The 20,676-nt window shown below is 68.3% G+C and carries 19 protein-coding genes and 1 tRNA gene; 11 read left to right on the top strand and 9 right to left on the bottom strand.

Annotated features, from left to right (window positions below; genetic code table 11):
* Nucleotides 1-576 precede the first annotated feature (576 nt).
* Nucleotides 577-1,716: an SMI1/KNR4 family protein gene (locus ACFW3D_RS07755; RefSeq protein WP_500502546.1), complete on the top strand. Its 1,140-nt coding sequence runs from the start codon at nucleotides 577-579 to the stop codon at nucleotides 1,714-1,716.
* A 74-nt stretch (nucleotides 1,717-1,790) separates the two neighbouring features.
* Here the strand turns inward: ACFW3D_RS07755 and ACFW3D_RS07750 are convergent, their stop codons facing one another.
* Complete coding sequence (locus ACFW3D_RS07750; protein WP_500502545.1) at nucleotides 1,791-1,928, bottom strand: hypothetical protein; 138 nt, start codon at nucleotides 1,926-1,928, stop codon at nucleotides 1,791-1,793.
* Between the two features lie 953 nt (nucleotides 1,929-2,881).
* On the opposite strand from ACFW3D_RS07750, the gene ACFW3D_RS07745 reads away from it, so the two are divergent.
* Nucleotides 2,882-3,355, top strand: a complete 474-nt coding sequence (locus ACFW3D_RS07745; protein ID WP_500502543.1) for a hypothetical protein — start codon at nucleotides 2,882-2,884, stop codon at nucleotides 3,353-3,355.
* A gap of 282 nt (nucleotides 3,356-3,637) precedes the next feature.
* Here ACFW3D_RS07745 and ACFW3D_RS07740 read toward each other — a convergent pair whose 3' ends face one another.
* Nucleotides 3,638-3,862: a helix-turn-helix domain-containing protein gene (locus tag ACFW3D_RS07740; RefSeq protein ID WP_500502541.1), complete on the bottom strand. Its 225-nt coding sequence runs from the start codon at nucleotides 3,860-3,862 to the stop codon at nucleotides 3,638-3,640.
* A gap of 261 nt (nucleotides 3,863-4,123) precedes the next feature.
* Here ACFW3D_RS07740 and ACFW3D_RS07735 point away from each other — a divergent pair, with 261 nt between their 5' ends.
* Together ACFW3D_RS07735 and ACFW3D_RS07730 are read left to right on the top strand one after the other, a co-directional pair.
* Nucleotides 4,124-4,969, top strand: a complete 846-nt coding sequence (locus ACFW3D_RS07735) for a hypothetical protein (protein WP_500502540.1) — start codon at nucleotides 4,124-4,126, stop codon at nucleotides 4,967-4,969.
* Nucleotides 4,966-6,759, top strand: a complete 1,794-nt coding sequence (locus ACFW3D_RS07730; RefSeq protein ID WP_500502538.1) for a hypothetical protein — start codon at nucleotides 4,966-4,968, stop codon at nucleotides 6,757-6,759. Before ACFW3D_RS07735 ends, ACFW3D_RS07730 begins: the two co-directional genes overlap by 4 nt.
* 200 nt (nucleotides 6,760-6,959) lie before the next feature.
* On the opposite strand, the gene ACFW3D_RS07725 is transcribed toward ACFW3D_RS07730, so the two are convergent.
* Nucleotides 6,960-7,043, bottom strand: a tRNA-Leu gene (locus ACFW3D_RS07725).
* A 365-nt stretch (nucleotides 7,044-7,408) separates the two neighbouring features.
* Here ACFW3D_RS07725 and ACFW3D_RS07720 point away from each other — a divergent pair.
* From ACFW3D_RS07720 to pknB, 6 genes are all read left to right on the top strand, one after another.
* Nucleotides 7,409-8,251, top strand: a complete 843-nt coding sequence (locus ACFW3D_RS07720; RefSeq protein ID WP_500502536.1) for an FHA domain-containing protein — start codon at nucleotides 7,409-7,411, stop codon at nucleotides 8,249-8,251.
* Nucleotides 8,252-8,261: 10 nt separating this feature from the next.
* Nucleotides 8,262-8,786 (top strand): FHA domain-containing protein FhaB/FipA, encoded by a 525-nt coding sequence (locus ACFW3D_RS07715; protein WP_500502534.1) that lies wholly within the window; start codon nucleotides 8,262-8,264, stop codon nucleotides 8,784-8,786.
* A 57-nt stretch (nucleotides 8,787-8,843) separates the two neighbouring features.
* The gene (locus ACFW3D_RS07710) at nucleotides 8,844-10,394 is read left to right on the top strand and encodes a PP2C family protein-serine/threonine phosphatase (RefSeq protein WP_500502557.1); all 1,551 of its coding nucleotides are present in this window, start codon (nucleotides 8,844-8,846) and stop codon (nucleotides 10,392-10,394) included.
* Nucleotides 10,395-10,422: 28 nt separating this feature from the next.
* Complete coding sequence (locus ACFW3D_RS07705) at nucleotides 10,423-11,811, top strand: FtsW/RodA/SpoVE family cell cycle protein (protein ID WP_500502532.1); 1,389 nt, start codon at nucleotides 10,423-10,425, stop codon at nucleotides 11,809-11,811.
* On the top strand, nucleotides 11,808-13,271 hold the full coding sequence (locus tag ACFW3D_RS07700; RefSeq protein ID WP_500502530.1) for a peptidoglycan D,D-transpeptidase FtsI family protein: 1,464 nt from the start codon (nucleotides 11,808-11,810) through the stop codon (nucleotides 13,269-13,271). Before ACFW3D_RS07705 ends, ACFW3D_RS07700 begins: the two co-directional genes overlap by 4 nt.
* A gap of 151 nt (nucleotides 13,272-13,422) precedes the next feature.
* The gene (gene pknB, locus ACFW3D_RS07695; protein ID WP_500502528.1) at nucleotides 13,423-15,420 is read left to right on the top strand and encodes a Stk1 family PASTA domain-containing Ser/Thr kinase; all 1,998 of its coding nucleotides are present in this window, start codon (nucleotides 13,423-13,425) and stop codon (nucleotides 15,418-15,420) included.
* Between the two features lie 235 nt (nucleotides 15,421-15,655).
* Here pknB and ACFW3D_RS07690 read toward each other — a convergent pair whose 3' ends face one another.
* The 6 genes from ACFW3D_RS07690 to ACFW3D_RS07665 are packed head-to-tail and all read right to left on the bottom strand — an operon-like array spanning nucleotide 15,656 to nucleotide 20,184.
* On the bottom strand, nucleotides 15,656-16,378 hold the full coding sequence (locus ACFW3D_RS07690; RefSeq protein ID WP_500502526.1) for a class E sortase: 723 nt from the start codon (nucleotides 16,376-16,378) through the stop codon (nucleotides 15,656-15,658).
* Nucleotides 16,379-16,412: 34 nt separating this feature from the next.
* Nucleotides 16,413-17,888: a class E sortase gene (locus ACFW3D_RS07685; protein ID WP_500502524.1), complete on the bottom strand. Its 1,476-nt coding sequence runs from the start codon at nucleotides 17,886-17,888 to the stop codon at nucleotides 16,413-16,415.
* A gap of 4 nt (nucleotides 17,889-17,892) precedes the next feature.
* Entirely contained in the window at nucleotides 17,893-18,528 is a 636-nt protein-coding gene (locus tag ACFW3D_RS07680) for an aminodeoxychorismate/anthranilate synthase component II (RefSeq protein ID WP_500502522.1), read from the bottom strand.
* Complete coding sequence (locus ACFW3D_RS07675) at nucleotides 18,525-18,701, bottom strand: hypothetical protein (RefSeq protein ID WP_500502520.1); 177 nt, start codon at nucleotides 18,699-18,701, stop codon at nucleotides 18,525-18,527. The genes ACFW3D_RS07680 and ACFW3D_RS07675 overlap by 4 nt, the downstream gene beginning before the upstream one ends.
* A 41-nt stretch (nucleotides 18,702-18,742) precedes the next feature.
* The gene (locus ACFW3D_RS07670; protein ID WP_500502555.1) at nucleotides 18,743-19,474 is read right to left on the bottom strand and encodes a class E sortase; all 732 of its coding nucleotides are present in this window, start codon (nucleotides 19,472-19,474) and stop codon (nucleotides 18,743-18,745) included.
* A gap of 2 nt (nucleotides 19,475-19,476) precedes the next feature.
* Nucleotides 19,477-20,184 (bottom strand): DUF881 domain-containing protein, encoded by a 708-nt coding sequence (locus tag ACFW3D_RS07665; RefSeq protein ID WP_500502553.1) that lies wholly within the window; start codon nucleotides 20,182-20,184, stop codon nucleotides 19,477-19,479.
* Nucleotides 20,185-20,380: 196 nt separating this feature from the next.
* On the opposite strand from ACFW3D_RS07665, the gene crgA reads away from it, so the two are divergent.
* Nucleotides 20,381-20,635: a cell division protein CrgA gene (gene crgA, locus ACFW3D_RS07660; RefSeq protein WP_089229113.1), complete on the top strand. Its 255-nt coding sequence runs from the start codon at nucleotides 20,381-20,383 to the stop codon at nucleotides 20,633-20,635.
* Nucleotides 20,636-20,676: the final 41 nt, after the last annotated feature.

Raw genomic sequence — 20,676 nt, 5'->3', positions numbered from 1 at the left:
CACCCACCTGGCCGCGGTCACCGGGGACGACGGCACGCTGCTCGGCTACGTCACCATGGAGGACGTCCTCGAGGAACTCGTCGGCCCCGCCACGGCGGTCGAGGAGGCAGAGGCAGCCTGACCGCGCAGCCAATGCGGAGACCGGACGGCGGCTGGCGTACCTATCAGTGCGACGGACATCAACCGCCGTTCGCCACTTCAGGCTCATGCATCGAGGAAAGGAATCGGTCCGGTAGGCGCGCCTGGACCACGCCACAGCCACCCGCCCGGACCACCTGGAATGCGTCGCTATCACCGCGAGAGCACGCTATATGTCGTGTGCAGCAGGGCTCGCCATCGTCCACAGCCCTGGCGCCGTGATGCAGGCCCCCACGACGTGGGGGCCTGTTCATTCTTCGTCTTGGCATGGAACGATCGCCCGGCACAGAGCAGGTCTTCGCAACTCGCATCGTGACCTGGCTTTCGTGGCGATTGAGCCTTCGAGCTGGCGAGCCGAGCGGGAGACCTGGCGGCACGGCACCAACCGGTGCCAACGGCGTCGATCGAGCTGTCAGTGTCTGTCTCTAGGCTCAGCTCATGAGAAGAGACCTGGTCCGGGAGTCGTGGGACCGCATCGACGAGTGGCTGCGCGAGAACGCGCCTCGCACCTTCGCCACGCTTGGGCCGCCCGCGGAACATGAGGAGATAGCAGCAGCGGAGGAGGAACTGGGCGTCACCTTTCCTCCTGATCTGGTCGCGTCACTGCTACGGCACAACGGGGCTCCGGACGGCGCGGAAGCCTTCCGGTTCAGCACACATGACCGGCTGCTCTCAGTGAGCGAGATCGTCGGGGACACCAGGTTCATGCGGGGCATCGCCGAGGGCCTGGACGAGGAGGAGGCCGAGCACTACTGGATCGACACCTACCTGAAGTTCGGTTCCTACGGAGCGACGGCCGACGGTCTCACGATCGACTGCCGCCGGGGGCAGGACTCCTACGGTGCGATCGGACGCTTCTTCGATGAGACCGGCACCGCCTTCGGACGGGCCGACTCGCTGGGTGCATATCTGGCAGAGCTGGCCGACCAGCTTGAACGCGGCCGGGACGGGGGTGCCATCACGTTCAACGGCCGACTGCTCTGGGAGCGGGCCGGGTCTCTTGGACGGGACTGGGGCAACGCCGACGACCCCCTTCCCCGACCCGACGAGCAACTGCCGGAGCTGGAGCTGTCCTGCAGTCCCACCGATGTTCTCCATGTCGGCTTCCTCGACGGCCTTGAGGAACTCGGTGCGCTGCTCGCGACCCTGCCTCGTGAACAGGTGGCCGCGGCCGCGCGGAAGCAGCTGCGCAGAGTGGCTGTGGAAACGGGCCTGAACAAGTACCCGGAGGTCAGGTCGGTCCTGGACGCGCTGGACCGGGGCGAGGCCCCACCAAGCCCGGAACAGGCCAGCCCGCTGGCCCGGCGACTGCGCACAGTGATCGCGCAGGCGAGCACTCACCGGGACGCCGCTCGTGGGCGGGCCGCGGAGAAGATGGTGCACGGGATCTGGGGCTCGCCATACAGGTCCGTTTGCGAGAGCGTGAGCATCCGCGGCCACCTCACTGTCGACTGGCGTACGGATCTGCACGAGGACCTGGGCAGTCCGCCACTGCCGTCGATCCCTGATGACCGCTTCTGGGGGACCCTGCGCAATCCCGCCATCGACTCCACCTGGCATGCGGCTCAATACGCCTAAGATCGGGCCTGACTCCGTTTGCCAAGTGACGAACCGCGGCGCGGCGCTAGCGCACGGACGTGACTGTCACCCATTCACATCTCCTGAAATGCGATTCGAATGGCATCGCGGCAGGATGCCACTTCATGGTGATCCCCGCCCCCCGCCTTCGGCGCCTTGTGCTGGTCGCGCTCCTTGACCGCTACCGCCGAACGGTCCTGCTCACGGATCAAGAAGGATCCTGGTCTCCCGTGGCATGCCACGCGCCACACCCCGGGCGCTCGTCCACTTACGCAATCAGCTGCGCAACGGCACTGGGCATCCCCGCAGTCCACGTCGGAAAGGTAGTTGGACGGATTTGGGCCTCGATGCCGACGGCGACATCGGGCGCCCGCATCGAGAGGCAGCTTCTACTGACCATTCCCGACGAAACCCTCTCGTCTGCTGCTGTACGGCGCATCTCGACGTTGGACCACGCCCGGCCGACTTGCTGGTGGAGTCCGGCCGAGCTCCGCCGCAACGCAGTACGGGTTCTCCCCGCGGAACTGCCAGATGTCTTGGACGGCTACTGGGACGGATGGCTGCCCGACGGTCCGTTGACGCTGGACTGGGACTGATGGTCTGCAGAGAAGTCAGAAGCATGGTGGGCCAAGGCCGAGGTTCCGCGACCGCGCGGTCTGCCACGCCACGACGCACAGGTGCCCCTAGCCGCCACCCGCTGAGCCGTGAACGCCGCTCAAGAGCGTCAACAACTGTAGCCGTACCGCCCGAGAAGGCAGCGCCTACCTGTCGCAACGCACAACCACCTATGCCGGAAGCCGGCTGCAGGTAGCCATAAGGCCCTACCCCTTAAGGCCGCCAGGCAATTAGCTATTATTGACACAACAAATTCTACTCCACTATACGAAAGGTAGGGATCCCGCCGAAGAAGGCCCTAGCCCTAGGGGCACACACTAGACCAGTCCGCAGCATTCCCTCTCGAGCACAGGAAGCCAACCCCCATAGATACAGACATCACCACCTGCGGGTTTAAGTATTCAAAGTCTTCAGGTGGTGAACATTGCGCGCATAGGCGGCATCGCCCCTTACATTGCACCAGCACACCTAATTGGCCATGTAGCTATATCGGGTGAACTACCCGTTGCGACATACCTAAACTATGCGATGCCATGGATAGAGTCCCCCCATGCTTTTGAACCTTCCATGGGAAGAGTCCGCCAAGGACCCGGACAAGTACATCCAGATGCTCGAGGAAAAGAAGGACGCGGCCGAGAGGGAACTCCGTCAGCTAAATCGAAAGCTGAAGCAGGTGCGCCAACTCAAGAAGCACAAGGACATCTGGGAGGAGTGGGAACGCAACGGTGTACCCGATCTACCCGGGTCACGCGCCAACAGTTCAGCGCAGGACAACGACTCGGCGGAGGCATCCGACGGGCCAAACGGTGTGACCGGTGGACCCACTCGGAAGAAGCGCGTCATCGACCTGATGCGACAGAACCCCAGCTACATCTGGAAGGTGGCCGACGTGGAACAGGCGCTCGGCGACGCAAACAACAAGAGTCTCCGTGTGGCCATGGACGAACTTGTACGCTCAGGCCAGCTCACAAAGCACAAGGGCTCCAACTACCAGATCAACCCCGATCACCCAGAGTCTCTCTAGCCAGACGAACCGCACCCAAGATCACACGAAAGAGAGTCGCCACCCACGCCTCGAAGCCCAGGTGGCGACCCACAGTGGCGAACCGCGCCTAGAACCTTCCACAGAACCGGGACCAGTTCGCACCACTTCGCATTTTACGGTCCGCCGTGTGCGGCCGGTTGCACGTTGCGAAGAATGGTCCTGCCCTTCGCTCGAAGGGATGACCACACTGTGTTCAGTTTCGGAGAATCACGACCCCGACCACATTCATCGTTCCAAGACGCCTCACTGTCGAGTGTGACGTCATACGTCCCGGCCAGGCCACAGATCTGCTTCGAGCGCTCGTTCGAGATTCGCGATCGTCAACAGATCTGGCCAGGCCTCACCCGTGAGCGCCTTGGTGATCGTGTACCGAGCTACGCCGCTCTGCCGCGAGAGCTCGGCGACGGACCACGCTTTGCGGTCGATGGCCGCTTGCAGCTTGCCGGCCAGCGCTTGAGCTACTCGGGCCCCGTGATGCTCCTCCATGACGGCCTCAGGCCACGTGCCGCTGACGCGGTAAGCGCATGGCGGCAGGCGGCGGGCATCTCCTTGGGGCATGGAGTGCAGTCTTACTCATCTGGACCTCCCAAGTCGCGCTCGGCCGCCAACACGGATACATGTTATTCGAATAGCACCCCACCCGCCGGGGTGCTCGTGTGGCGGCATGTGATGAGTCAACGGATCAACTCCTATCGACCGGCCGGTTCCCCCGCGGGGTGGAGCCGCGTCGGCGATGAGGTACGCCGCGTGATCCTCATTGCGGACCCCCTTACGCCGTACAAAGCCCGCGAGTTGCTGACCGCACTCGCTCAGCTCGCGCTCTTCTGCCACGGCGAGGGTCTACCTGCGGCAGCGGAGGTATGGCTGTCTCGCGAGGCCATCGAGCGGTTCGTCGCCGTCGGCTGTCCTCAGGTGGGAGAAGGAACCCGCGGCAACTACCGCACCCGTCTCCTGCGCCTACGCGAAATCCTCTTCGGCGGTGAGTGCCGCACCGGCGCCCCGGCCGAGCTCTCCGCCGCAACCGCGAACCGCCCGTACAGCAGCACCGAGTTGGCGGACCTCTGGGGCTGGGCAGGCGGTCAGTCCACCGAGGAACTGCGCTGGGGATGCAAGACCTTGATGGCCCTCGGAGTCGGCGTCGGCCTCGACTCGCCGGAGGTCATCCCCCTTCGCGTGCACGATGTCCGCTGTCCCGTCCATGACGGGGGCCCGGTGGTCGTCGCGACACGAGGCCGCCGAAGGCGGGACATCGTGTGCCGGAAGCCCTGGGAAGGCATCCTGGTCGCCGCGGCGAAGCGCCTGGAGACTCCGGGCACTGCCCGCTACTTGTTCCGCCCGAACTCTCACAGCCGCGGCACCAACACCGTCACGAACTTCCTCTCGCGAACGAAGCCCGGCCAGGGGGTCCCCCGCCTGGTGATGGGCCGCCTCCGCGCCACCTGGCTCCTCGCCCTCTTCGAGGAGCGACTGCCGATCACCGTGATCGTCGCGGCCGCCGGCGTCGACACGCTGCATGGCCTGTCGCGAATCCTTCCCTACTTGCCCGGCACCCCTGCTGAAGAAGCCGCTGCCCTACTGCGGGGGGAAAAGTGACCGCTCGAGCCACGGCGCCGAACGACCGCCACGAGCGGCTCACTGCCATGCGCGCGCAGCGCAGATGTCTCGATGACCGGGATGTCGAGCCCGCGATCGAAGAGGTGGACAGTAGTGGCCTCGTCCCTCTTCTCGAGGAATTCGTTCACCTACCGCGCGGACGGCACCGCAGGCTCCGTCTTCGCACCTTCCTCATCGGACTCCACCTCTGCTGCCGGAACACCGGCGGCAAGCTGGTGCTGGAGCGGACCACTGACTTGCTCTGCTTCCGTCTCAGTCCGCACATGAGGGCTCAGCTGCAGGTCCCTGACTACACCGACGATGACAGAGGGTTCGAGGCGGCCTACGCCGTCGTGCGCCGCCTGTTCCACGCCATGAAGGGTGCGATGGATCCGTCGCCATTGCCACCCAACAAGCACCTCACAAGCCAGGAAGCCCAGAGGCTGATCGCAGCCGCCGACCCGGATGAGCTCGCCGCCCGGGAGCACCGGCTCGCCTTGTTCACCGAGTTCGTCCTCGACGCGTCCATAGGCCCGCTGCGCGGCCTGCTGACAGAGCTCGCCAGCGGTATCGCGGTGGACGCCACGCCTGTACGCACCTACGCCCGCGGCCGCCGCGCGGGCGGGCCCGAGCTGTCGACCGATCCCGACGCCGGCTGGTACGTACGGGAGGGCGACCACCGAGACCCCGACGGCAGTCACGTTGCCGACGACATGGAGCCGCCCAAGAAAGAGCGGAAGCAGACGTCCACTACGAGTGAGGCCGCAAAGCCCTCCCTCGCGAAGCGGTACCTCTTCGGCTTCGATGCCCACCTCGCCGTCACCCGGGATACCCAGCACCGCAAGCCGCTCCTGGACGACGGAACACCCGATCCCGACGTCCCGCCTGCTCTCGTTCTCGGTCTCTGCCTGGACAAGCCGGGAGAGCGTCCCGCGTACAACGGTCTGAAGACCATTCGCCGCCTCCGGGAACGCGGCTACACGCCCGGCTTCCTGGCGGGCGACCGCGCCTACAACAACTCAGAACCCCATGAGTGGCAGCTGCCCGTCCGTGCGCTCGGCTACAAGCCCGTCTACGACTACCGCGTAGACCAACTCGGCAATCAGGGCGGAGCCCAAGGGGCGATCCTCGTCGAGGGCACCTGGTACTGCCCCTCGATGCCCCAGTCCCTCATCGAAGCCACCAGCGACCTGCACGCCGGCCGCATCGACCGCGAGACCTGGGCCGCCCGCATCGCCGCCCGCAAGCCGTACCGCCTCATGCCCAAAGAAAGAGAGGACGCCGAGGGCCACCAGCGCATGATGTGCCCGGCAGAATCAGGCAAGGTGCAGTGCCCGCTCAAGCCGCGCTCGCTCGGCACCGGCGTCCACCTCCCGCTCGTCGACCCGCAGCCCAGTCCGACCGGGCCCCTCAAGGTCTGCCGGCAGCGCGCCATCACGCTCGCCCCAGAAGAAGGGGCCAAGCACTGGCAGGCCCTGGACTACGGCGACGAGCAGTGGCAGAAGATCTACTTCCGCCTCCGCAACAGCGTCGAAGGCTTCAACGGCTTCGCCAAGAGCCCACTCGCCGAGACCATCGAATCCTCACGATCCCGGCCCATCCGCGGGCTCGCCGCCCAGACCATCCTCCTGGTCTTCCAGCTCGCCCACGCCAACCGCCGAAAGATCACGACATGGCTGGACAGCCTGGCCCTCGGCGGACAGCGCCCCGTCAGGCGCACCAACCGCAGACGCAAGACGAAGCCCCTTGGCACCTGGACGCCAACCGGCCACCTGGCAGCCGCCACTTGAGTGACGTGCCTCACAGTTGATCATCGCGTACGCCAAAGAGCCCCCTCGGTGACCGCAAGCGGCCAGCGAGAGGGCTCCAGCACGTGAGGGAAACGGCGGCCGCCCCAGCCGGCAGGGCAACTCCTTGATCAACACGAAAAACGGACCCCGGACTGCGACTTTCGTCACTGTCCGGAGCCCGTTTCGTCGGTACTCCTGTGTGCGCGAGGGGGGAGTTGAACCCCCACGCCCTTTCGGGCACTGGAACCTGAATCCAGCGCGTCTGCCTATTCCGCCACCCGCGCATGGGTGTTGTCTTCAGTTGTCCTCCGCACCCTGAGGTCTTCCCCGTCCGGTGCGTCGGCGTCCTTCCGACATCGAGAACATTAGCACGCTGCTCAGGGTGGAATCACATCCGTTTCCGGGCACCCCCGAGCGAGGGGAACCGTCCTCTGTTGCGGGACACTGGCAGGGGCCGCCTCTACCATCCCTGTGGGGGAGCGGCCGCGGACCGTGGCACTGTTGACACCGGTTCCGTGGGACAGACCGGGGAACCAGCGGTTTTCCCAGTGCGTGGATACGATCAGTAAGCAGTACCGGAAGGATCGGACCGGAAGATCACGGCGGACCGCCGTGTGCGACCGCAGGACCTCGAGGAGGGAGGTGCACCGTGGGAGTACTCAAGAAGTTCGAGCAGCGTCTCGAGGGCTTCGTGAACGGCACCTTCGCCAAGGTGTTCAAGTCCGAGGTACAGCCCGTCGAGATCGCGGGTGCCCTGCAGCGTGAGTGCGACAACAACGCGACGATCTGGAACCGGGACCGCACCGTGGTCCCCAACGACTTCATCGTCGAGCTCAGCGCCTCCGACCACGAGCGTCTGAGCCCGTACGCCGCCCAGCTCGGCGAGGAGCTCGCCGGCATGGTGCGCGACTACGCCAAGCAGCAGCGCTACACCTTCATGGGCAACATCAAGGTGAACCTGGAGAAGGCCGACGACCTCGACACCGGCCTGTACCGGGTGCGCAGCCGCACCCTCGCCTCCAGCGAGTCCCAGCAGCAGCAGTACCAGCAGCAACAGCCCCCCGCCGGCCGCGGTGGCTACGGCTACCCGCCGCAGGCCCCGCAGCGCCCCGCGGGCCCTCCGCCGATGCCTGCCGGCCCGCCGCCCGGCGCCGCGCCGGTCACCCGGCTCCCCGGAGGCGGCCCCACGGCCGCCGGCGGGGCCGGCACGAACGTGCGCCGCTGGATCGAGATCAACGGCACGCGCCACCAGATCTCCCGTCCGACCCTGGTGCTCGGCCGCAGCACCGAGGCCGACGTCCGGGTCGACGACCCCGGTGTGTCCCGCCGCCACTGCGAGATCAGGGCGGGTTCGCCCTCCACGGTCGTCGACCTCGGGTCGACGAACGGCATCGTGGTGGACGGACAGCACACCCAACGCGCTACGCTCCGCGACGGTTCACGGATCGTCGTGGGCAGTACCACCATCGTGTACCGGCAAGCCGAAGGGTGAAGCGGGGGCAATGTCAGAGCTGACCCTGACGGTCATGCGGTTGGGTTTCCTCGCCGTACTGTGGCTGTTCGTCATCGTGGCCGTGCAGGTCATCCGCAGCGACCTGTTCGGGACCCGGGTGACCCAGCGCGCAGGCGGGCGCCGCGAGGCCCAGACGCGCCCCCCGCAGCAGCGCCAGCAGGCGCAGGCTGCGCAGGGGCGTCAGCAGCAGACCAACAACAACAACCGTGCCCGGCGCGGCGCCCCCACCAAACTGGTGGTCTCCGAGGGCTCGCTCGCGGGCACCACGGTCGCGCTGCAGGGCCAGACGATCACCTTGGGCCGGGCGCACGACTCCACGATCGTGCTCGACGACGACTACGCGTCCAGCCGTCATGCCAGGATCTACCCGGACCGCGACGGCAACTGGATCGTCGAGGACCTGGGATCCACCAACGGCACCTTCATGGACCGGAACCGGCTCACCACGCCGACTCCGATCCCGCTCGGTGCGCCGATCCGCATCGGCAAGACCGTCATCGAGCTGCGGAAGTAGTCGCACAATGGGCGAGCACAGCCAGCGAGCGCGAGCGAGAGGGTGGGCAGCGTGCGGATGTACCCGGAGCCGACGGGCGAGGTGCGCATGACTCTGTCGCTGCGCTTCGCCGCCGGCTCGCACAAGGGAATGATCCGGGAGGGCAACGAGGACTCCGGCTACGCCGGTCCGCGGCTGCTCGCCATCGCCGACGGCATGGGCGGCCAGGCCGCCGGTGAGGTCGCCTCCTCCGAGGTGATCTCCACCCTCGTCCCCCTCGACGACGACATCCCCGGCTCGGACATCCTCACCTCCCTCGCCACCGCCGTGCAGCGGGCCAACGACCAGCTGCGCGTCATGGTCGAGGAGGACCCGCAGCTGGAGGGCATGGGCACCACGCTCACCGCGCTGCTCTGGACCGGGCAGCGGCTCGGCCTGGTGCACGTCGGCGACTCCCGTGCGTACCTGCTCCGCGACGGTGTGCTCACCCAGATCACCCAGGACCACACCTGGGTGCAGCGGCTGGTCGACGAGGGCCGGATCACCGAGGAGGAGGCCGGCACGCACCCGCAGCGCTCGCTGCTGATGCGCGCCCTGGACGGCCGCGGCCAGGTCGAACCGGACCTGTCGATCCGCGAGGTCCGGGCCGGCGACCGCTACCTGATCTGCTCCGACGGCCTGTCCGGCGTCGTCAGCCACCAGACCCTCGAGGACACCCTCGCCGGGTACCAGGCGCCCGCCGAGACCGTGCAGGAGCTGATCCAGCTCGCCCTGCGCGGCGGCGGCCCCGACAACATCACCTGCATCGTCGCCGACGTCCTGGACATCGACGACGGCGACACCCTGGCCGTGCAGCTGCACGACACGCCCGTCGTCGTGGGCGCCGTCGCCGACAGCCGGCACCACCTGCCGCTGTCCGACCCGCGGCACCTGCAGACCCCGGCCGGCCGTGCCTCCGAGCTCGGCCGCCCGCCGGCCCCCGAGGGCGCCTTCGGCCCGCCCGGCAGCGGCGACCCGCAGGTCGGCGCGCCCGCGGGCGGCTTCGGCGCGTTCGACGACGAGGAACTGGGCAAGCCCCGCAAGCGCGGCCGCTGGCTCAAGCGCTCGCTGGTCCTGCTGGTCGTCCTCGGTGTCATCGGCGGCGGTCTGTACGGCGCGTACCGCTGGACCCAGACGCAGTACTACGTGGGCGTCAAGGGCGACCACGCGGCGATCTACCAGGGCATCGAGCAGAAGCTGGCCTGGATCAACCTGTCGAAGGTCCACGAGGACCGCCCCGGTATCGAACTCAAGTACCTGCCGCAGAACCAGCGCAAGTACGTCACGGCCACGATCGCCGCCAGCGACCTCGCCGACGCGCGCCGGACCGCGGACGAGCTCGAGCACCAGGCGAAGGTCTGCCAGACCAAGGAAGCCGTCGACAAGTCGAAGGCCGCCGCGGCGGAGAAGGCCAAGAAGGACCAGCAGAAGGGCGCCGACACCGCCACCGGCAAGACGACCGGCAGCCCGTCCTCGGACGCGTCCGGCTCCCCCAAGCCCAGCACGACCCCCTCCACCAGCCCGTCGACCAGCCCCACCCTCTCCGACGAGGACCAGTCGCTGGCCCAACAGTGCCCGACCGGCAGCTAGCAGTGAGCAGGAGGGGCGTCAGTCCAGCATGAGCGTTGTCACCAACACCACGACCATCACGTCCGTCGGCGCACCGAGCCGCCGCAACACGGAGCTCGCGCTCCTCGTCTTCGCGGTCCTGATCCCGGTCTTCGCGTACGCGAACGTCGGGCTGGCGAAGAGCGGCTCGCTCCCTGCGGGCATGCTCGCCTACGGGCTCGGCCTGGGCGCGATCGCCCTCGTGGCACACCTCGTCGTGCGGAGGTTCGCCCCCTACGCGGACCCCTTGATGCTGCCGATCGCCACCCTGCTGAACGGCATGGGCCTGGTGTTCATCTGGCGGCTCGACCAGGAGAGCTCGCTCCCGGGCGGCGCCTCGGCGCCGACGCAGCTGATGTGGTCGACACTGGGCGTCGCGCTCTTCCTCGGCGTCCTGGTCTTCCTCAAGGACCACCGCATCCTGCAGCGCTACACCTACATCTCGATGGTCGTGGCGCTGGTCCTGCTGATCCTGCCGGTGTTCTTCCCGCCGGTCTACGGCGCACGGATCTGGATCACCATCGCGGGCATGTCCATCCAGCCCGGCGAGTTCGTGAAGATCATCATCGCGGTGTTCTTCGCCGGCTACCTGATGGTCAAGCGGGACGCGCTCGCGCTCGCCAGCCGCCGCTTCATGGGGATGTACCTGCCCCGTGGCCGCGACCTCGGCCCGATCCTGGTGATCTGGGCCCTCAGCATCCTCATCCTGGTCTTCGAGACCGACCTGGGCACCTCGCTGCTCTTCTTCGGCCTCTTCGTGATCATGCTCTACGTCGCCACCGAGCGCACCAGCTGGATCGTCTTCGGTCTGCTGCTGTCGGTCGGCGGCGCGGTGGTCGTCGGCAGCTTCGAGCCGCACGTCCACAGCCGCGTGGAGGACTGGCTCAACCCGTTCCGCACCGTGGAAGCCGGCCAGGGCGCCAGCCAGCCCGCACAGGCCATGTGGGCCTTCGGCTCCGGCGGCCTGTTCGGATCGGGCCTCGGCCAGGGCTACTCCCGGCTCATCGGCTTCGCGGCCAAGAGCGACTACATCTTCGCCACCGTCGGCGAGGAACTGGGCCTGGCCGGACTCATGGCCATCCTGCTGCTCTACGCACTCCTCGTGGAGCGCGGCGCCCGTACCGCGCTGGCCGCCCGTGACCCCTTCGGCAAGCTGCTGGCGATCGGCCTGTCCGGCGCCTTCGCGCTCCAGGTCTTCGTCGTGGCCGGCGGTGTCACCGGACTCATCCCGCTGACCGGTATGACCATGCCGTTCCTGGCCCAGGGCGGTTCCTCCGTGATCGCCAACTGGGCGCTGGTCGCGATCCTGCTGAGAATCAGCGACACCGCGCGCCGCCCGGCGCCGACCCCCGCCTCGTCCCCCGATGCCGAGCCGACCCAGGTGGTGCGCACCCAGTGAACAAGCCCCTGCGCCGAGTCGCCATCTTCTGCGGACTCCTCGTGCTCGCCCTGCTGATCCGGGTGAACTACATCCAGTTCGTGCAGGCCGACGAGCTCAAGAACGACGCGAACAACCGACGGGTCACGATCAACCAGTACGCGACGCCGCGCGGCGACATAATCGTCGACGGCAAGGCGATCACCGGCCACACCGAGACCACGGGCAGCGACTTCAAGTACAAGGCCACCTTCAAGAACGGGAAGATGTGGGCGCCGGTCACCGGCTACGCCTCACAGGCCTTCGGCACGACCCTGCTCCAGGGCGTCGAGGACAAGATCCTCACCGGTGACGACGACCGGCTCTTCTTCACCCGCACCGTCGACGTGCTGTCCGGCAAGCAGAAGCAGGGCGGCGACGTCGTCACGACCCTCAACGGCGCCGCCCAGAAGGCGGCCTTCGAGGGCCTGGGCAACAAGAAGGGCGCGGTCGCGGCCATCAACCCGGAGACCGGGGCCGTGCTGGCGCTGGCGAGCACTCCCTCGTACGACCCCTCCACCTTCGCCGGCAACTCGCAGAAGGACAGCAAGGCCTGGAACGCCCTGCAGAAGGAGAACGACCCCGACGAGCCGATGCTGAACCGGGCGCTGCGGCAGACCTACCCGCCGGGCTCCACGTTCAAGGTCGTCACGGCGGCCGCGGCCCTGCAGAACGGGCTGTACGACGACATCGACGAGCCGACCGACTCCGAGGTGCCGTACATCCTCCCGGACACCAGCAACCAGGAACTGAAGAACGAGGGCGGGATCGCCTGCAAGAACGTCTCGCTCCGCGAGGCGCTGCGGGTCTCGTGCAACTCGGTCTTCGGCAAGCTCGGAGCGACCCTCGGCCGCGACAAGATGGTCGAGGAGGCCGAGAAGTTCGGCTTCAACGAGGAGCAGTTCATCCCCGTCCGCGTGGCGGCCAGCAACTTCTCCACCAAGATGGACAGGCCGCAGACGGCGCTGTCGTCCATCGGCCAGTTCGAGACCGCCGCCACCCCGCTGCAGATGGCGATGGTGGCCGCGGCGATCGCCAACGACGGCAAGCTGATGAAGCCGTACATGGTGAGCGAGCTGCGCGCCTCGAACAACAAGATCGTGGACCGCATCAGCCCCGAGGAGCTGTCGCAGCCGCTCAGTGCGGAGAACGCGCAGAAGCTCCAGGAGATGATGAAGACCGTCGTGGAGTCGGGCACCGGCACCCGGGCGCAGATCCCGGGCGTCACGGTCGGTGGCAAGACCGGTACCGCCCAGCACGGCGTCGACAACAGTGAGAAGCCTTACGCGTGGTTCATCTCATACGCGAAGACGGACAAGGGTTCCCCGGTCGCCGTCGCCGTCGTGGTCGAGGACGCCAGCGCGAACCGCGGCGACATCTCCGGTGGCGGCTTCGCCGCGCCGATCGCGAAGAGCGTCATGGAGGCCGTGCTGAACAAGTGATGCCGGTCACACCGTATCCATGGATGTGCGCTAAGTCGCACGTCGCGATACCGGTCGTATATCGGCTACCGGCGAGGACCGGGATCGGCACGCGGCGGCGGGTACGGTATGCCCGAGCAGCCACACGGACGGTTTAGGAAGGGCAAGCGCTATGGAAGAGCCGCGTCGCCTCGGCGGCCGGTACGAGCTGGGCTCGGTGCTCGGCCGCGGTGGCATGGCCGAGGTGTACATCGCCCATGACACCCGGCTCGGCCGCACCGTCGCCGTGAAGACGCTCCGGGTGGACCTCGCCCGCGATCCGTCCTTCCAGGCCCGGTTCCGCCGTGAGGCCCAGTCGGCCGCCTCGCTGAACCACCCGTCGATCGTCGCGGTGTACGACACCGGCGAGGACTACGTCGACGGAGTCTCCATCCCGTACATCGTCATGGAGTACGTGGACGGGTCCACCCTGCGCGAGTTGCTCCACTCCGGCCGGAAGCTCCTGCCGGAGCGGGCCCTGGAGATGACCACCGGCATCCTCCAGGCCCTCGAGTACAGCCACCGCGCCGGCATCGTGCACCGGGACATCAAGCCCGCGAACGTGATGCTGACCCGGAACGGTCAGGTCAAGGTCATGGACTTCGGCATCGCCCGCGCCATGGGCGACTCCGGCATGACCATGACGCAGACCGCGGCCGTGATCGGCACCGCCCAGTACCTCTCCCCGGAGCAGGCCAAGGGCGAGACCGTCGACGCGCGCTCCGACCTGTACTCCACGGGCTGCCTGCTCTACGAGCTGCTCACCGTCCGGCCGCCCTTCGTCGGGGACTCCCCGGTCGCGGTCGCGTACCAGCACGTGCGCGAGGAGCCGCAGCCGCCGAGCATCTACGACCCCGAGGTCTCGCCCGCGATGGACGCCATCGTGCTCAAGGCGCTGACCAAGGACCCGGACTACCGCTACCAGTCCGCCGACGAGATGCGCGCCGACATCGAGGCCTGCCTCGACGGCCAGCCCGTCGCCGCCACGGTCGCCCTGGGCTCCGTGGGCTACAACGGCGGCGGCTACGGCGGCTACGGCAACGACGCCCCCACCACGGCCCTCCCGCCCCAGCAGGACGCCGGCACCTCGATGCTGCCGCCCATGCGCGAGGACGACGGCGGCTTCGGCTACGACCAGCCCCAGGGCGGTGGCGGCCGGCGCAAGCCGAAGAAGAGCAACACGTCCACGATCCTGCTGGTCGTCGCGGCCGTCCTGGTCCTGATCGGCGCGATCTTCATGGGCAAGGCACTGTTCTCCGGCAACAACGGCGGCGACGCCACGGTGTCCGTCCCGCAGTTCGTCGGCGACACCAAGTCCGAGGCCGAGGCCAAGGCGGCGAACGGCGAGGTCACCATCGCGTTCGGCGAGCCGAAGTTCTGTGCCGACCAGCCCAAGGACCACGTCTGCTCCCAGTCGGCCGAGGTCAACAGCAAGATCCCCAAGGACCAGACCGTCACCCTGCAGCTCTCCAAGGGCTCCGAGAAGGTCGAGGTCCCGGACGTCACCGGTGACTCCTTCGACGACGCCGAGAGCCAGCTGAAGGAACTGGGCTTCGAGGTCGACAAGCAGTCCAAGACCTCCAACGAGGTGGAGGACACGGTCCTCAAGCAGGACCCCAAGGGCGGTACGAAGCGGGACAAGGGCTCGACGATCACCCTCACCGTGGCCGTGGCGCCCCAAGAGGTCACGATCAAGGACGTGAGCAACAAGACCGCGGCGGAGGCCACTCAGATCCTCGAGGCGGACGGTCTGAAGGTGACCACCACCGAGCAGGAGTCCCCCGACCACACCGCGGGCACGGTCATCAGCACCAACCCGACGGCCGGGACCACGGTCAAGGCCGGCGAGACGGTCACCCTGGTCGTCGCGAAGCCGCCGTCCACCAACGCGATGCCCGAGCTGCGGAACAAGACGCTCGGGGAAGCCAAGGCCGAGGCGAACGAGCTGGGCTTGAAGATCAACTTTGTGGGCAACTCCTCGCAGAACGACACCGCCATCGTGAACAACCAGTTCCCGCTCCCCGGCACCCCGGTGAAGCCGGGTGACACCCTGACGCTCTTCGCCCAGGACCAGAACGGCGGGGGCAACAACGGCGGCGGAGGCTTCATCAACGGAGGCAACGGCGGCTGAGCCGGCCGCTCACCGCGCCTGACGAAGCGGGGAGGCAGTCACCACGGTGGCCGCCTCCCCGCTTCATTGCGCGGGGCCGGTACCGAGGCCCTGAGGCGGTGCGTCCGTCCACGGCCACCCTCCCCGAGGCCCTCGGCCGCACCGGGAACGGAAAAGGGCCGCGGACACCGGGTCCGCGGCCCCTTCGCTTCCGTTCGTTCCGGACACCCGCCCGGGCAGGCGGCGCCGTGCGGCGTCAGCCCAGCTCAGCCGGAGGCGTCCGCTCGGCGTCCACCTTCTGGGTGCGGACGAGTTCGGCCCACACGATGTAGCGGTCGCGCGAGGTGTAGACCGGCGTGCAGGTGGTGAGCGTGAGGTAGCGGCCGGCCTTCTTCTTGCCGCTCTCCTTCGGGATCTGGTCGATGACCTCGACGTTGAACTTCGAGGTCTCGGGAAGGACCTTGTAGACCTTGTAGACGTACCAGGTGTCGCGGTCCTCGAAGACGACCGGGTCGCCGTCCTTGATCTTGTGGATGTTGTGGAACTTGGCCCCGTGGCCGTCGCGGTGCGCGGCGAGCGTGAAGTTGCCCTTCTTGTCCCAGGGCATGGCCGACTCGACGGGATCGGTGTAGTAGCCGGCGACACCCTCGTTGAGCACCTTCGTGGAGGTGCCCTTCTTCACCAGGACCTCGAAGTTCCGGCCCATGGCGGGGACGTGGAGGAAGCCGATGCCGCCCTTGGTGTCGAGCTTGCCCGGACCGCTGTCGGCCCACTGCTGCCTCACGGCGTCGCCGTCCTGCTTGGCGGCGCGGTCGGCCAGGACGTTGGTCCACCACAGGGAGTAGACGACGAAGAGCCCGAGGATCACGCCCGCCGTGATGAGGAGTTCACCGATCAGGCTGACGGTGGCGGCGAGCAACGAGAGGGGACGCCGGGTCGGCACGGCCTCCCGGGCCCGGTCATGCTGGGTGGTCGTCACCACTTGCCCCGATCTGTGTGCGTCCGTTCCTGGCCTACTCGACCAGGGCGTCCGGCTTGCCCTTGCTGCGCGGCCGTTCCTCGACCATCTTGCCCCAGACGATCAACCGGTACTTGCTGGTGAACTCCGGTGTGCACGTGGTCAGTGTGATGTAGCGGCCCGGCTTGTCGAAGCCCGATCCGACGGGGACCGGCTTGATCACCGAGATGTTCGAGGGCGGGGTGGACGGCAGCATGCTCGTGACCTCGTACGTGTAGTACGTGCTCTCGGTCTCGACCACGACCTTGTCCCCCGCCACCAGCTTGTTGACGTAGCGGAACGGTTCGCCGTGGGTGTTGCGGTGCGCGGCGAGGGCGAAGTTGCCCTTCTTGTCCCAGGGCATGGCCGTCTCCAGCTCGCCGGAGTAGTGGCCGATCATGCCCTTGTCGAGCACCTTGTGCTTGTCGATGCCCTCGGCGATGGGTGCCTTCACGTCCAGCTTGGGGATGTACATGATCGCGAAGCCCTGCCCGGGGGTGAAGGCGCCGGGGTCGCGGTTCGGGCCCTTCTCGCCCTCCCACTGCTTCTGCAGGTTGTTGGCGGCACCGCCCGCCTGCTGGTGGGCGAGGACGTTGGTCCACCACAACTGGTAGGTGACGAAGAGCAGCATCAGCACGCCCAGGGTGATGAACACCTCGCCGGCCACCCGGCTGGCGATCACCCCGGGGCTCTCCTTGGCCGCGCGCGCGGCCCGCCGGGCCTCCACGCGGGACCTGGGCGCGGCCGGAGTGGACGCCATGGGGGCCGTGGCGGCCTCTGTGTCGGCCTGGGAGGTCGCGGAGGCACCGGAACGCCTCCGTCCCCTGCCGCCACGCCGTGCGGCCTCCTGGGCCGCTTTCCGGCGGGCCGCTCGGCCGCCGCCCTCGGGCGTCAGGGCGTCGGGAGACGGCTGCGGGGCGTCCTCGCGCTCCCGGTCCTCCGGGTCCCGTACGCGTTCGGGCTCGGGATCGGTCACCACGGGCATCGCCATGGTGTCGCCGGGCGCGCCCGCGACCCGGCGGCGCGCGGCGGCGCGCTCCTCGTCGGTGAGGGGCGGGCGGACGGCCCGGGCCCCCTCGGCGTACGGCTGCTCGGCCGGCCCCCGGTGCCGGCGGCGCGGCTCCGGCGGCTCCTCGGGACCGGGCACGGACGTGGGGGCCGGTGCCGGTGCCGGCACCGGCCGGGACGGCCACGCGTCGGCGGGCTGCGGCTCGTAGGCGGGCCGCGCGGACCCGTAGAGGCCCTGCTCGTACGACTGCGGGCCCGGGACCGCGGTCTGGGGCGTGACCGGCTGCGCGGTCGTGGGCGGCGCCATGGCGGGCTCCGCAGCGGGCTCCGTTGCGAGTTCCGCACCGGACTCCGTACCGGACTCCTGCGCGGGCCGGGCCGCGCGCCGCGACGTGCCGGGCAGCGGGTCGTTGAGCGGGTCGACCAACTGCTCGACCGCGGCGGCGAATTCGGCGGTGTCACCGAAGTGCCGATGCGCGGTCACCCAGTCACGCCCTGGTTCCGACCACGGGCGCGAGGCCCGCGGAACGCTCGACGGCTCCCTTGTCGCCGCATTCCACCAGCCAGTTGGCGAGCATCCGGTGCCCCCATTCGGTGAGCACCGACTCGGGGTGGAACTGGACACCCTCCACCCGGGCGCTGCGGTGCCGCAGTCCCATGATGATGCCGTTCTCCGTCCAGGAGGTGATCTCCAACTCCTCCGGCACCGTGTCCCGTTCGACCGCCAGCGAGTGGTAGCGGGTCGCGGTGAACGGCGTCGGCAGCCCGGCGAAGACCCCGCGGCCCTCGTGGGTCACCAGGGAGGTCTTGCCGTGCAGCAGCTCCGGCGCCCGGTCCACCACGCCGCCGTACGCGACCGCCATGGACTGCAGTCCGAGGCAGACGCCGAAGACCGGGACGTCGGTGGCGGCGCAGTGGCGCACCATGTCGACGCAGACACCGGCCTCCTCGGGGGTACCGGGCCCGGGGGAGAGCAGGACGCCGTCGAAGCCGTCCTGGGCGTGGGCCGGCTCCACCTGGTCGTTGCGGAGCACCTCACACTCCGCGCCCAGCTGGTAGAGGTACTGGACCAGGTTGAAGACGAAGCTGTCGTAGTTGTCCACGACGAGGACGCGTGCGCTCATCGGACGGCCGCCATCCCCTCGTCGACGGTCACGTCCCCGAACGGCAGCAGCGGCTCCGCCCATGGGAAGACGTACTGGAACAGCACGTAGACGGCAGCGAGGACCAGCACCAGCGAGACGAGTGCCTTCACCCACACGTTGCCCGGCAGATGCCGCCAGATCCAGCCGTACATGCGCCGCCTTCCTGCCTTCCCGTGCCGTGCCTCGCCCAAGATTAGCCCGACAAACCCTCCGGCATACCGTCCTCCACAGGCTGTGTGGATTCCAGGTGCCCCCAGGTGATGAGCCGGTGGCTGTGGCCCCACTCGGGATCGCAGGTGGTCAGGGTCAGATAGCGGCCCGGAACGGTGTACCCGGACTTCTCCGGGACGGGATCGATCACAGCGACGTCGGTGGGGACGGTGCGGTAGGGTGCACGGTCGATCTCGTAGGTGTACCAGGTGCGCCCGTCGGTCAGGACGACCTCGTCGCCCTTGCGCAGCCTGGGGAAGTCCTTGAACGGGTCGCCGTAGGTGCGGCGGTGGCCGGCGACCGCGAAGTTGCCCACGGCGCCGAGCCGCGCGGTGTTCGCGTAGTGGCCCAGGCCCTTCTTCAGGGTTCCGGTCCCCGTCCCCTCCAGCACCGGTTTGTGCCACGAGCGGCCCAGCCTCGGGACGTACATCACCGCGAAGGCCGTCCCGTCCCGGTAGGGCGCCGCGGCCGGCGCGGACGAGGCGGGGGAACGGGATGCGGAGGCCGAGGGGGAGGAAGCAGCCGTGCCCCCGGGGGACGGGCCCGACGCGGAGACCGGCCCGGTCGCCCAGCGGTCCTGCAGCCGGTCGATCTCCCCGTCCATCGCGCGGTCCGCCCGTACGCCGGTCCAGAACAGCACGTAGCAGACGAAGAGCACGATCAACGCGCCCACGGTGATGCACAACTCGCTCAGCGTCCGCACCACCAGGCGCATGCTCACCCCACAGGCTTGGCGTACTGCAGATCCACTGTGCCGGAGTAGCCGGGAAGAGTCACCCGTCGTTCGTCCTCGACCTTCCAGCCGAGCCCGTAGGCCTGGACGTACTGCAGGTAGTTCTGGATCGCGGGGCTGGCGTCGAGCGCCTTGTGCAGCTTCTCCCGGTCGCCGACGGCCGTGATCGTGTACGGCGGGGAGTAGACGCGGCCCTGCAGGATGAGGGTGTTGCCGACGCAGCGCACCGCGCTGGTGGAGATCAGCCGCTGGTCCATCACCTTGATGCCGGAGGCGCCGCCCGCCCAGAGGGCGTTGACGACGGCCTGCAGGTCCTGCTGGTGGATGACGAGGTCGTTCGGCTGCGGGACCGGCACGCCCGGGACGAGCGGGGTCGCGTCGGGGGGCGCGTCGTTCAGGGTGACGGAGACGGCGGGACCGGTGAGCTTGACGGTGCCGGCCTCGACGCCGAGCCGCGCCAGTTGCTCCCGCGCGGCGTCGCTGACGCCGCTGTCGGTGTGGGCGAGTCCGTCGACGTCCCCGCGCACCCCGGCGAGCTCGTTCTCCAGCTGCTCGTTCTGCCGGCTCTTCTCCTGGACCCGGTCCGACAGGCGCAGCAGCGGGTCGTCGGTGCGGATGTCCAGGCCCTTGGCCGTGTCGAAACTCATCCAGAACAGCAGACCCGCCATGGCGAACACCCCCGCGCTGAGCACACGAAGCACCACAGACCGGGCGGATCGGCGGCCCGGGGAGACGTCGACCGGAATGCTCACCGTAGCCTTATCTCCTTCCAACCCGAGGAAGCACTACGCTAACGGACGCCCGGAGGCATGGGGCCCCCAGCCGTCCGGCCGCTCACACCAGACGTCACACGCGCGGTTACGCAGCGCATCGACAGGAGAGTCCCTCGTGCCGAAGTCACGGATCCGCAAGAAGGCCGACTTCACTCCGCCCCCGGAGAAGACCACCCCCATAAAGCTGAAGTCCGGCCGCGGCTGGGTGGCGCCGCTCATGCTGGCCCTGTTCCTCGTCGGGCTGGCCTGGATCGTGGTCTTCTACGTGACGCAGGGCAGCTTCCCGATCGAGCAGCTGGGCAACTGGAACATCGCCGTCGGCTTCGGCTTCATCGCGGGCGGGTTCGTCGTGTCCACGCAGTGGAAGTAGCGGCTCGCACAGTTATCCACAGGCGTCATCCACAGTGTTGA

Origin of the sequence: Streptomyces sp. NPDC058864 (genome assembly GCF_042742985.1) — a bacterium.
Taxonomy (GTDB): domain Bacteria; phylum Actinomycetota; class Actinomycetes; order Streptomycetales; family Streptomycetaceae; genus Actinacidiphila.
The sequence above is the reverse complement of the archived record's forward strand: the minus strand, read 5'-3'. Positions and strand labels throughout refer to the sequence as shown.

Coding starts and splice junctions, on each gene's coding strand:
- ACFW3D_RS07755 (WP_500502546.1), top strand. CDS start 577: ATGAGAAGAGACCTGGTCCGGGAGTCGTGGGACCGCATCGACGAGTGG.
- ACFW3D_RS07745 (WP_500502543.1), top strand. CDS start 2,882: ATGCTTTTGAACCTTCCATGGGAAGAGTCCGCCAAGGACCCGGACAAG.
- ACFW3D_RS07740 (WP_500502541.1), bottom strand. CDS start 3,862: ATGGAGGAGCATCACGGGGCCCGAGTAGCTCAAGCGCTGGCCGGCAAG.
- ACFW3D_RS07715 (WP_500502534.1), top strand. CDS start 8,262: ATGTCAGAGCTGACCCTGACGGTCATGCGGTTGGGTTTCCTCGCCGTA.
- ACFW3D_RS07710 (WP_500502557.1), top strand. CDS start 8,844: ATGTACCCGGAGCCGACGGGCGAGGTGCGCATGACTCTGTCGCTGCGC.
- ACFW3D_RS07705 (WP_500502532.1), top strand. CDS start 10,423: ATGAGCGTTGTCACCAACACCACGACCATCACGTCCGTCGGCGCACCG.
- pknB (WP_500502528.1), top strand. CDS start 13,423: ATGGAAGAGCCGCGTCGCCTCGGCGGCCGGTACGAGCTGGGCTCGGTG.
- ACFW3D_RS07680 (WP_500502522.1), bottom strand. CDS start 18,528: ATGAGCGCACGCGTCCTCGTCGTGGACAACTACGACAGCTTCGTCTTC.
- ACFW3D_RS07675 (WP_500502520.1), bottom strand. CDS start 18,701: ATGTACGGCTGGATCTGGCGGCATCTGCCGGGCAACGTGTGGGTGAAG.
- ACFW3D_RS07670 (WP_500502555.1), bottom strand. CDS start 19,474: ATGCGCCTGGTGGTGCGGACGCTGAGCGAGTTGTGCATCACCGTGGGC.